Consider the following 11321-nt stretch of genomic DNA (forward strand, 5'->3'; position numbering starts at 1 on the left):
GCGTCACGCTCCGCGGTATGCCCGCTCCAGTTCGTCGAGGTCGAGCTTCACCATCGTTCTCATCGAGGTCATCGTGCGATTGGCCTTGTCCGGGTCGGGGTCCTGCAGCATCTTGAGCAGCTTTCTCGGCGCGATCTGCCACGTCACGCCGAAACGGTCCGTGAGCCAGCCGCAGGCCATCGCCTGGCCGCCTTCGAGAAGCTTGTCCCAGTAGCGGTCGATCTCGGCCTGACTGTCGCATTTGACGAACAACGACAGGGCGGGCGTGAACTTGAATTCTGGGCCGCCGTTGAGCGCCATGATGTCTTCGCCTTCCAACTGGAACAGAATGGCGAGCACGCTGCCCGGCGTGCCGGGACTGGCCTCGTTATGCAGCATGGTTTCAACGATGCGCGCGTCCTTGAACACGCTCAGATAGAAGTCGACGGCCTCCTGCGCGTTGCCGTCGAACCATAGGCATGGCGATATCTTGTTCATGAGTCTCTCCTTGAAAGGCGCGTTATTCACGCGGCACGGTCATCGCCTTTTGCATGTCCTCGGGGCTCACGTCGCGTACGTGCGATGCCAACGACCACTGATGCCCGAACGGGTCGACGAGCCGGCCGTAACGGTCGCCCCAGAACATCTCGGCAACCGGCATGGTGACTTCGGCGCCGGCATCGATGGCCTGCGTGAACGTGGCATCGACATCGTCGACATAAAGGTGGATGGTCACCGGCGACCCTTTGATCGCCTTCGGGCCGAGCATGCCGAAGGTCGGGTTCTCGTCGACGAGCATCAGCACCGAATCGCCGATCTTGACCATGGCATGCATGAGCTTGCCGTCCGGTCCGGGCAGACGGCCCAGTTCGACGGCGTTGAAGGCGCGCACGTAGAAGTCGATCGCCTCCGCCGCGCCCGCGCACGTGAGGTGCGGGGTCAGCGAACGCATGCCAGGCGGAATGGGGTTGACGGCGGGTGTGGACATGGCTGGCTCCGTAGAAGTGACGAGACGCGCCGGGAATCGGCGCCGCTCTCCTACCCTACAACGTGCAAGCCAGGCGTCAATCGACATCGATCCGGACTTCGGCCGGATTTTTTTGCAGCTCAGGCGTCCGGCGTTTCGGCCAGCGTCTGAATGAGCCCTTCGAGCCGCGAAAAGTTGACGGGCTTCGTCAGATGATCCCGAAAACCTGCTTCCCGGCAACGTCGAATGTCTTCGTCCATGCCGTAGCCCGTGATGGCCACGGCGGGCTTGTCGGGCTGTAGCTCGCGCCACGCGCGCGCGATGTCGAGACCCGTGCCATCCGGCAAGCCGATGTCGCTCACGAGAAGATCGAACGACGCCTCTTTCGCGCGTTCGAGCGCAACTGCCACCGTGCTGGCGACAGTAACGACGTGACCGAGCATCTCCAGCACTTCCGCCATCGCCGATGAAGTCTGCTCGTTGTCCTCGACGAGCAATACGCGCAGCGAACGGCCGTGTTCGTGCCGCTTTGCCTCGACGAGCGGCTCGGCCTCGTGCTGCGGCTCCATTTTCGCGAGCGGCAACGTGAGCGTGAAACGCGCGCCCGCATCGCGGCCTTCGCTGTAGGCCGAGAGCGTGCCGCCATGCTTCTGCGCGAGCGTGCTGGCGATAGCCAGGCCCAAGCCCAGCCCGCCGAAGGAACGCGTGATGGAATCGTCGGCCTGTTCGAACGCGGAAAAAATGCGCGGCAATGCTTCGGCGCTGATGCCGATGCCGCTATCCGTCACCGATACAGCGATGGTCGCGCGATCCGGATTCCACGTCCGTACTTCGAGCCGCCCGCCCGCCGGGGTGAACTTCACCGCGTTCTTCATCAGGTTCCAGACGATCTGCTGAAGCCGCGCGGCATCGCCGAAAACGACGAACTGGTGCGCGTCGAAGCGCGTGTCGAGCGTGAGATTCTTCGCGCGCATGTCGGCTTCCGACATGTCGAGTGCGCTCGTGAGCAAGGTATCGAGCGCGACGCTCGCGAAATTCAGACTCAGCTTGCCGCGCGCGATGCTCGTCAGATCGAGCAGATCGTCGATCAGACGCGCCTCCAGTTCCACATTGCGGCGAATCAGTTCGAGCGTGGGATGTGCCTCGTGCGACAGCGAATGCTTCATTTCGAGCAGACGCACGGCGGCGAGAATCGGCGTGAGCGGCGTGCGCAATTCATGCGACAGCACCGCCAGGAAATGGTCCTTCGCGCGATTTGCGGATTCCGCCTGATCCTTGGCGAGCCGCAAGGCATCGGCGGCCATGTGAGCGTCGGTGGCGTCGCGCACGATCTTCGAGAAGCCGATCAGTTCGTCGTTTTCCGTGCGGATGGCCGTGGTCACGCCCGAGGCGAAGAACGAGTGGCCGTCCTTGCGCCACAGCCAGCGGTCGTCGCTGGCGCTGCCCTCGCGCCGCGCGATGTCGAGTTCGTCCTCGAATACGCCGGTTTCGCGGTCTTCCTGGTTATAGAAGATACTCGCGCTCTGGCCGAGCACGTCTTGCGCCGGAAAGCCGAGAATGCGCTCCGACGCCGCGTTCCACGTGCGAATACGCCCTTCCGGGTCGAGCGTGATGACGGCGTAGTCCTTCAACGCGTCGATCAGCATGCGAAAGTGCGTCTCCGTCTCGCGCAGCGCGCGCTCCACCGCAATGCGTTGCGCACGCTCGTCGCTCTCGCGCATGGCGCGGCGCACCACCGCGGGCAGCCGTTGCAGACGCTGCTTCAGCACATAGTCGGTCGCGCCGCGTTTGAGCATGTCGACGGCGTGTTCTTCGCCGAGCAGCCCGGACACGAAGATGAACGGGGTATCCGGCGCGCGCTCGCTTGCGATGCTCAGCGCCTCGATGCCGGAGAACGTGGGCATGACGAAGTCCGCGAGGATCACGTCGAAGCGCTTGGCGGCGAGCTCCGCGATGAAGTTCGCCGAGTCGTAGACGATGGACGCATCCACCGCGTAATCGGCGCGCTCGAGCTGAGCGATGGTCAGCTCCGCATCGAGTGCGTTGTCTTCCACGAGAAGCAGATGCAGGGGCTGCATGGTCTAGGCGGCCTCGCGAGAAAACGCGCGGCGGCGCACGATGCGGTCGATATTGGCAGTCACGAAGTTCACGAAGTTCACGTCGGTCATTGCGCGGACGGCGGTCGGCGAAAGCGTGTGGAACCCGGCGGCGGCTCGTTGAGCACGGCCCAGAACACGCCGAGATCGCTGATCGCCTCGACGAATTCCGCGAACTCCACGGGCTTGACTACATAAGCATTGACGCCGAGTTCATAGCTGCGCACGAGGTCCTGTTCTTCGCGCGAGGACGTGAGCATGACGACCGGCACGCTTTTCAGAACCGGGGTCGAGCGGATCGTGTCGAGCACTTCGAGCCCGTCGATCTTCGGCAGTTTCAAGTCGAGCAGAATGACGGCGGGATTGCCCGGCGTGCGCTCCCTCCAGTCGCCTTCGCAAGTGAGATAGTCGATAGCTTCCTGACCGTCGCGCGCGATGATCACTTCGTTCGCAAGCTGGCTTTTGTCCAGCGCCACGAGCGTGAGTTCGAGGTCGTTCGGATTGTCTTCGACAAGCAAAATCGGTTTAAGCATGGTCTGGTATTGACGCTGATATTCAGGTTCCCGACGGCGCGCCGGAACCCAGGCGGACGCCTTCGCGGCCCGTGACATGTCGAAACACGACCGGCAGGGAGAAATAGAATACCGCGCCTTCTCCGAGCCGCCCTTCCGCCCACGTGCGTCCCTCGTGCCGTTCGATGATCCGCCGCACGTTGGCGAGGCCGATACCGGTGCCCTCGAACTCCTCCGCGCGGTGCAGCCGCTGGAACACGCCGAACAGCTTGGCTCCATATTTCATGTCGAAGCCAACGCCATTGTCCCGTACGCCGACGATGTACTCGTCGCCGCTTTTTTGGGCGAATATCTCGATTTTCGCCGATTCTCGCGTTCTCGTATATTTCACCGCGTTCGAAATGAGGTTGCGCAGCGCCAGTTGCAGGAAAGCGGCGTCGCCCGTGATGCGCGGCAGATCGCCGATAACCCACTCGATCCGGCGCTCGGAGGCATCCATTTCGAACTCCCGCACGATCACGCCGACGAGCTGGTTCAGGTCGACCGGAGCGGGTCTGAGCGCCGCGCGGCCCATCTGCGAGAAGGTCAGAAGATCGTCGACGAGCGTGCCCGCGAAGCGCGCCGAATCCAGCATGTTGTTCAAAAAACGCCGGCTCTTTTCCGACATGCGCTCGCCTTCCAGTTCGCGCAGCAGGTCGCCGTAACCCGCGATATGGCGCAGCGGCGCGCGCAAGTCGTGCGATACCGAATACGAAAACGCTTCGAGTTCCTTGTTCGCGCGTGCGAGTTCGGTCGCGAGTTCCGCGCGTTCCTCGGCACGGCGCAGCACGATATTCAGAAGCGCGCCGCGCAATTCGTTGGCGATTTCGATCTCGCCCTGACGCCACATGGCGGAATGCCCGCGCACCGTTTCGAGCCAGGGACTGAAGCTCGTGCGTGGGGCGCTGGCGCCTTCCGCGTCGCGAATCTTGACCGGCTCGCCCGCCCACTTGATGGTCTGCATCACCTCGGGGCGAAACCACAGCAAATAGTTGCGGAAAATCTGCGATACCGGCACGGCGAGCACGCCGCACGCCTTGTCCTCGTGCGCCTTGGCAGGCGGCCATTCGCGCGCGAGCGAGTCGCTTGCCCACACGCCCGTGGTGTTTTCCGCGAGCCAGTGCGTGAGCGCGCGCACCGTGTCTTCATCGGGCGTCGCGCCCATGAGCGTGACGTTTTCATCGAAGACGATAGCCGCGCCCGCCGAACGCGCGAAGCCCAGCACGTCCTTCGGCGCCGCCTGCAAGCCGGCCACGAAATTGGTGTGCTCGCCCATCGCGCTGACGAGACGGCCCATGGTGCGGCGCAGCTCGGCGAGATATTCGCCCTCGGCGCGCTCTTCCTTTGCCTCGATCTGCAGCGACAGCATGTGCCCCAGATGTTCGACCGCCAGCCGTGTATTGAACGACACGATGCGCGGATCGTGATCGTGACAGGAAATGAGGCCCCACAAGCGCCCGCGCACGACGATCGATACCGACATCGACGCATGCGTGTTCATGTTGCGCATGTATTCCAGATGCACGGGCGAGAAGCTGCGCAGCGTGGCGTAAGTGAGGTCAGTCGGGCGGCCGGTCAGCGGATTGAGCGCCGGCACGAGGCGCGCGGGGCGATAGTTCACATCGGCGACGAGGCGGATCCGGTGCCGCATATACAGCGCGCGCGCCTGACGCGGAATGTCGGAAGCCGGAAAGAACTGATGCAGAAAGGACGCGTAGCTTTCGTCGCGATTTTCCGCGAGAACATGACTGCGGCCTTCCTCGTCGAAGCTGTAAAGCATGACGCGACCGAAGCCGGTGATCGCGCGGACTTCTTGCACGGCGAGTTCCGCGAGTTCCTGCACGGTGCCGGCATCCTGCAAACCGCGCGCGAACGTGCGCACGAGCGGATACATGGACGCGAAAGCGGCGTCGCCGATTGCGGCCGTTTCCATCTCGACGATGAGCGCGCCTTCATGGCGATGCACCGTGACATCCAGGCGCACGGAAGCGTGGTCCGCTTTGGCGGCATCCACCGGGCCGACGTAAAGCGGCGCGTCGTCGATCTCCGCCGTCGCGGCGGCTTTCGCAATGCGCTTGGCGCCCACATCGCCCAGCACTGTTTCGAGCGATTCGCCAGGCAGCGTCTCGATGTCGCGGCCCGTGAGCGCAGCCAGATTCTCGCTTGCCTGCAGAATGCGCAGAGCGTCGTCCAGCACGAGCAGATAGCCATGCGGCTGGATGCCACCGGGTGCATGGATGGGCTCGGCGTCGCAGTCCTTGCTCGCAACGCCGGAGTCGAGCGTCAGGCGGCGCGCGACGGCATCCGGCGGACCTTGCGAGTCGCCGTGAAAGGACGCAGAACCGGCTGGTCCGCTTGCCGCCTCGCTCATGTGGCCACTCCGCTCACGGCCTGCAGGTCTTGGACCTCCGCGGATTCCGGGCACAGCCACGCATGCATGCTCTCGAAGGTCGCGATGGCGGCATGCACGGCTTCGTCGTATTGGGCCTCGGGCACCGTCGCCGCGGCGGTCGTGCGGAAGGCGTTCCACATGCTGCCGGTGTGCGAACCGTAACCTTCGAAATAGGCGTTGCCGAAACCGGGTTCGAGATCAAGCAGCTTGGCAACATGCGGCGCGATGAAACGCCCGCCCAGGGTCGAACCTTCCATCACGTACATGGAGCCGATCGCGCTCGCGACGCTCTTGATCTGCGGCAGATCGTAAAGCGCGTGAGCACGCGGGACCGAACCCACGGGCACGCGCTCGCCCGTGAGCACGGCGAGATCGGCGGCGATGAGCGGCGTCTTGCGGCGCTCATCGAAAAATACTTGCAGCGACTCGGGCATCTGCGCGCCCGCGACGTCTTCCCACGGCGCGATATAGCCGTAGAAGCGTTCGAGCAGCGCAATGTATTCGGCGCGTTGCAGGCTGTCCTGCATGAGGTCGAGCGCGTTCTCGAGCCGCGTATGGCATACGGCGGTTTCGTTCTTGAGCCGGGACAATAGATCTTGGGACATGTTCCGTCGGGTTGGCTGAGGACGCTATGGATGTTCAAGCAAGCAAACGAGGCTTGCATCGGAAGCGCTTACCGGATGAAACGCGCGCGGCACTGAATGATCCGGTAGAAAACGCATGATCGACGTGTTCTGCTTTCGAAACAAAAATCATTTTACGCAACCGTCTCACGCAATGTCAGTGCAAGACTCGTGGTTTCACCATCTGGTTCAATTCGCGCCTGGGCCGCCGCTGCCGCCGCCGCTATTCTCGTTCGCGTGATCGTCGCGCTGCGTGGCTTCCTGATACGCGCCGCCGCCGCGCCGGTCGGTATCGACGAGACCGCGTTTTACATCGTCATGCGCCTGCTTGCCGACTTCGCGCGGCTCGTGCTCATCCTGCGAGTCGACACTTTGATCCGCCTCGTGCGGCAGCGCCGCGTTCGATGAATCGTCGTCCACTTGCGTCTGTTCGTCCTTGCTCGACATTTCGCGGCCGCGTTCGGGCGCGCTTTCGGGTGCTGTCTTGACTGGCTTCATGGTCCCTCTCCTTGATGCGTTCACTTGGTCTTGCTTTTAGCGTCGATGCCAAGCTGTTTCTTCATTGCCGCCGTAAGACGCTGGCGGCCCTTCGCGTAGTCGGCCCACGGGTCGGCGCGCAATGAATTCATGCGCTCGGCCACGTTGCCGATGTTCCATTGATCGCCGCTCGTGACCTCGTCGATTTCGTCCCAGGCGATAGGCATCGAAGCGCCCAGTCCCGGCCGCGAGCGCAACGAGAACGCCGCCACCGTGCTCGATCCGCGGTTGTTGCGCAGATAGTCGATGAATATCTTGTCCTTGCGATTCTGCATGCCCATCTTCGCGGAAAAGAACTTGGGCAAGGTACTCGCCATATGCTGCGCGACGGCTTGCGAGAAGCCCTTCATTTCGTCCCAGCCCGACTGTTTGGCGAGCGGCACGACCACATGAAAGCCCTTGCCGCCGCTCGTCTTGCAAAACGAGGTCAGTCCGAGTTCGGCCAGCAGTTCCTTCGTGAGCTTCGCGGCTTCGACCATGCGCTTCCAGCCGACGCCTTCGCCGGGGTCGAGGTCGAACACCATGCGATCCGGTTTCTCGATGTTCGACGCCAGCGCGTTCCACGTATGCAGTTCGATCGTCCCCATCTGCGCCGTGCCGACGAGCGCTTGCGCCGATTCGATGGTGAGCAGCGGCGGATGTCCCGGATCGATATCCGCATGCTGCGTGATGTGCGGAATCGCGAGCCTTGCGCTGTGCTTTTGAAAGAACAATTCGCCGCCGATATCTTCCGGGGCGCGCACGAGGGACACGGGCCGGTCGTGCAGATGCGGCAGCATCCATTGAGCGACCGACGCGTAATACCCGACGACATCGATTTTCCGAAGCCCCGTGGACTTGTCGATGACGCGATCCGGATGGCTGATCTTGACGCCTTCGACCTCGGCGGCCGATTTGCTTTTGGCCGCGGTTTTCGTGGGCGCTTTCTTCGCGGCGATTTTCCTGGCAGCCGTCTTCTTCGGCGCGCCCTCGTCTTCCACCTTTTGCGCCGATACCGCTTCTTCCTTGACGATCTGCCTGGCCGGCTTGTCGTCGCGCAGACTGACGAACGATGCTTGTCGCACGATGCGCTCCTTGGTCCATTCCGCGAAATTGCATTCCGCCACGAGTTCGGGCTTCACCCAATGCACCGGCGTGCGGCTGCGCTCCTGCGGCTCGCTCGCAAACGGCATGCTTTTGGTTTCGCGCTTGTCGAGTTCCTTCTTCACGGCGGTGAGCGTGGCGTGATCGAAGCCGCTGCCGACGCGACCCGCGTATTGCAGCTTGCCCTTGGCGTCGTACACGCCGAGCAGCAACGCGCCGAACTCACCGCGCGTGCCCGCCGGTTCCGAATAGCCGCCGATCACGAACTCCTGCCGGCGCCGGCACTTGAGCTTGATCCACGACGCGCTGCGCCCGGAGACATAAGTCGAGTCGATCCGCTTGCCGATAATCCCTTCCAGCGCCATGTCGCAGGCGCTTTTGAGGAGATCGTCGGCGTGAAAAGCGAAGTCTTCCGAGTAGCGCAGCACGGGATCGGCGAGCGGTTCGACGATCGCTTTCAGAATGGCGCGGCGCTGCACGACCGGCACCTCGCGCAAGTCGTACCCGTTCAAATAAGGCAGATCGAAGAAGTACACGACGATATCTTGCGGACGTCCCACATCGAACGCGTTTTGCAGCCCCTGAAAGTCCGGCAGGCCGCGATCGTCGAGCACGACGGCTTCGCCATCGAGCCAGCCGTCTTCTATGTCGAGTGCTTCGAGCGCCTTCACCTGCTTGCTGAACTTCGCCGTCCAGTCGTTGCCGTTGCGCGTGAAAATGCGGATATCGCGTTTGCCCTTGATCGTCTCGATCCGCACGAGCACGCGATAGCCATCGAACTTGATCTCATAGGCCCAGTCTTCGCCGGGCGGCGCGGTATCGACGAGTGTGGCCAGTTGCGGCTTGAACGTCGCGGGCAGCTTGGCCTTGACCGCGCCTTCTATCGCCGGGTCATGCGAGAGCGTGCGCAACGACTCCGCGTTCCGGTTCGCGACGATATCCGGATGCTCGCGCCCATTCGCTGTCTTGCTGACGGTTTTTCTGGTGGCCGCTTTCTTGGCGGCAGGCTTGGTCTTGCGTTCGGTGCGCTCGACGACCGCGCCATTCTTCCCCCGCGCGCCGAGCGATTCCGACAAGACGCTGCCGGGCCGCTTCAGAAGGATGTCGTATTCGCTTTCGGGACGCGCTTCGTCGTCGCGTTCCTTGATGAGTAGCCACTGTTCCTTGTCGCCGCTACCGCGCATGTGGCTGCGCACGAGCGTGAAGCCGCCTTGCAGCTTTTCGCCATCGAGCACGAACTTGAGCTTGCCTTTTTCATATTCGGCCAGGGCTTCGTCGAAGCTGCCGGCTTGCGGCGCCCAGCGACCGCGATCCCAGACGATCACGCTGCCCGCGCCGTAATTTCCTTCGGGGATATCGCCTTCGAACGAACCGTAATCGATCGGATGATCTTCGACATGAACCGCAAGGCGCTTGACCGTGGGATCGAGACTCGGGCCTTTCGGCACGGCCCACGACTTGAGGCTGCCGTCGAGCTCCAGGCGAAAGTCGTAGTGCAAGCGGCGCGCATCGTGTTCCTGGATCACGAATGAGAGCGTCTCGACCGCGGCGGCTTTTTTGGCTGCGCGTTTCTTCGCGGCAGCCTTCTGCGTCCCGGACGGCTCCGGCGTCTCGTTGAAACGCCGCATGCGCTGATAGGTTTCGAGTTTGCCGGCCATCGTTTTCGTGGCTCCGTTTATGGGAGGCTTGGTAGTCGTGGGGCTGTGTGTGATTGCGTCAAACGTCGCCGATGTTGCGGGGTTGGTCGCCACGTTCTGTCTGCTTCATCAGACCGCGTAACGTGCCGTCGCGCAGCTCATGGGTGCGGCCGGCACGCCTCACGCTTCAGGCACGCTTGCGCCGCGTAGTCTTGCGCGCGGGCTTCGCGGCGGGTTCTTCACCCGAATCGTCGTCTTTCGATGCCGCGTCGCCGCGCTTGGCCGGCGCCGCGCCGCCCTTCTTCAGGCTGCGCTTGAGCAGTTCAGAAAGGTCGAGGATATCGGCGGATGCCTTGCCTTCGCCGCCGCTACCCTCGTCGATCTTCATGACTTCCGCGACCTTGCCTTCCTTCACCTTGCGGTCGACGAGCGCCATGATGTCGTCCTTGAAGGTGTCGTGATACTTCGTCGGGTCCCACGAGTCGCTCAAGTCGTCGATCAGGCGCTTGGCCATGTCGAGTTCTTTCGGCGATACGCCCGCTTTCTTCGTGTCTTCATCGGGGAACTTGAAGTCGCTGAAATCGCGTACTTCGTCGCCCCAGCGCAAGGTGTTGAGCGCAAGCGCGGGACCGACGGGAATCAATGCGGCCAGATGCTGCTTGTTGTGCAGCACGACGCTTGCGATGCCGACCTTGCCTGTGTCTTTCAAGGCGTCGCGCAGGAGCGCATAGACCTTTTCGCCTTTCCGATCGGGCGCGAGATAGTACGGCGTGTCGAGCGAGAGGAACGAGATTTCGGGGGCATCGACGAAAGCGAGGATATCGACCGTTTGAGTCGACTCGGGATTGGCCGCGCGGATTTCGGCATCGGTCATCACGACGTATTTGCCCTTCTCGTACTCGAAGCCGCGCACGATGTTGTCGCGTGTCACGTCCTTGCCGGTGTTCTTGTTGATCTGCTTGTAGCCGATGGGGTCCATCGAGCGTTTGTCGAGCAGATTGAAGCCGACCTTGTCCGACTGCGTGGCGGGATACAGTTGCACGGGCACGTGGACCAGCCCGAAGCTGATCGCACCCTTCCAGATCATGTGCGGCATCGCGAAAACCTCGCTGGCGGAACGGTCGATGGGGTGCGCTTCACGCGCGGTTGAAAGCTGCGTTTGAAGCGGGCATCGGGGTGTACCGCAGGAAGCGTGCCAAATCAGGGAGGTTGGCGGCGGGCTCTGATTGCGTTGTTGGATCTGATCCGCGGAGGGTGCTGCTGGCTGTAAGCTTTACGGAGATGTATCGGTGACAGCGGTGTACGTCGAAGTAGTTAGATGGCGAGGAAATGGACGGTTAGTTGCTTCGCTTGAGTGCGCTTGAGTGCGCTTGAGTGCGCTTGAGTGCGCTTGAGTGCGCTTGAGTGCGCTTGAGTGCGCTTGAGTGCGCTTGAGTGCGCTTGAGTGCGCTTGAGT

General features: G+C 62.6%; 9 protein-coding genes. All 9 read right to left on the bottom strand.

All coding sequences use genetic code 11. The annotated features are described in order from the left end of the window. Positions 1-3: 3 nt before the first annotated feature. The 9 genes from QCE79_RS07255 to QCE79_RS07295 all read right to left on the bottom strand — a co-directional run bounded on the left by QCE79_RS07255 (position 4) and on the right by QCE79_RS07295 (position 10961). On the bottom strand, positions 4-477 hold the full coding sequence (locus tag QCE79_RS07255) for a VOC family protein (protein WP_250492455.1): 474 nt from the start codon (positions 475-477) through the stop codon (positions 4-6). 22 nt (positions 478-499) lie between these two features. Beyond that, positions 500-967 (bottom strand): VOC family protein, encoded by a 468-nt coding sequence (locus QCE79_RS07260; protein ID WP_309843045.1) that lies wholly within the window; start codon positions 965-967, stop codon positions 500-502. Positions 968-1086: 119 nt separating this feature from the next. Then, on the bottom strand, positions 1087-3024 hold the full coding sequence (locus QCE79_RS07265) for a response regulator (protein ID WP_244827796.1): 1938 nt from the start codon (positions 3022-3024) through the stop codon (positions 1087-1089). Between the two features lie 86 nt (positions 3025-3110). Then, complete coding sequence (locus QCE79_RS07270) at positions 3111-3575, bottom strand: response regulator (protein ID WP_309843048.1); 465 nt, start codon at positions 3573-3575, stop codon at positions 3111-3113. A 22-nt stretch (positions 3576-3597) separates the two neighbouring features. After that, the gene (locus QCE79_RS07275; RefSeq protein WP_309843052.1) at positions 3598-5964 is read right to left on the bottom strand and encodes an ATP-binding protein; all 2367 of its coding nucleotides are present in this window, start codon (positions 5962-5964) and stop codon (positions 3598-3600) included. Further along, positions 5961-6590, bottom strand: a complete 630-nt coding sequence (locus QCE79_RS07280; protein ID WP_309843055.1) for a biliverdin-producing heme oxygenase — start codon at positions 6588-6590, stop codon at positions 5961-5963. The genes QCE79_RS07275 and QCE79_RS07280 overlap by 4 nt, the downstream gene beginning before the upstream one ends. Before the next feature lie 207 nt (positions 6591-6797). Next, the gene (locus QCE79_RS07285; RefSeq protein WP_404989174.1) at positions 6798-7106 is read right to left on the bottom strand and encodes a hypothetical protein; all 309 of its coding nucleotides are present in this window, start codon (positions 7104-7106) and stop codon (positions 6798-6800) included. 20 nt (positions 7107-7126) lie between these two features. Next, complete coding sequence (gene ligD / locus QCE79_RS07290; RefSeq protein ID WP_309843058.1) at positions 7127-9886, bottom strand: DNA ligase D; 2760 nt, start codon at positions 9884-9886, stop codon at positions 7127-7129. Between the two features lie 166 nt (positions 9887-10052). After that, on the bottom strand, positions 10053-10961 hold the full coding sequence (locus QCE79_RS07295) for a Ku protein (RefSeq protein WP_309843059.1): 909 nt from the start codon (positions 10959-10961) through the stop codon (positions 10053-10055). Positions 10962-11321 lie beyond the last annotated feature (360 nt).

Source organism: Caballeronia sp. LZ003, from assembly GCF_031451465.1.
Lineage (GTDB): Bacteria > Pseudomonadota > Gammaproteobacteria > Burkholderiales > Burkholderiaceae > Caballeronia.

What these genes read in the sequence shown, in the direction of transcription:
- QCE79_RS07275 (WP_309843052.1), bottom strand. Translation starts at nt 5,964, where the DNA reads ATGAGCGAGGCGGCAAGCGGACCAGCCGGTTCTGCGTCCTTTCACGGC.
- ligD (WP_309843058.1), bottom strand. Translation starts at nt 9,886, where the DNA reads ATGGCCGGCAAACTCGAAACCTATCAGCGCATGCGGCGTTTCAACGAG.
- QCE79_RS07260 (WP_309843045.1), bottom strand. Translation starts at nt 967, where the DNA reads ATGTCCACACCCGCCGTCAACCCCATTCCGCCTGGCATGCGTTCGCTG.
- QCE79_RS07295 (WP_309843059.1), bottom strand. Translation starts at nt 10,961, where the DNA reads ATGCCGCACATGATCTGGAAGGGTGCGATCAGCTTCGGGCTGGTCCAC.
- QCE79_RS07270 (WP_309843048.1), bottom strand. Translation starts at nt 3,575, where the DNA reads ATGCTTAAACCGATTTTGCTTGTCGAAGACAATCCGAACGACCTCGAA.
- QCE79_RS07285 (WP_404989174.1), bottom strand. Translation starts at nt 7,106, where the DNA reads ATGAAGCCAGTCAAGACAGCACCCGAAAGCGCGCCCGAACGCGGCCGC.
- QCE79_RS07255 (WP_250492455.1), bottom strand. Translation starts at nt 477, where the DNA reads ATGAACAAGATATCGCCATGCCTATGGTTCGACGGCAACGCGCAGGAG.
- QCE79_RS07280 (WP_309843055.1), bottom strand. Translation starts at nt 6,590, where the DNA reads ATGTCCCAAGATCTATTGTCCCGGCTCAAGAACGAAACCGCCGTATGC.
- QCE79_RS07265 (WP_244827796.1), bottom strand. Translation starts at nt 3,024, where the DNA reads ATGCAGCCCCTGCATCTGCTTCTCGTGGAAGACAACGCACTCGATGCG.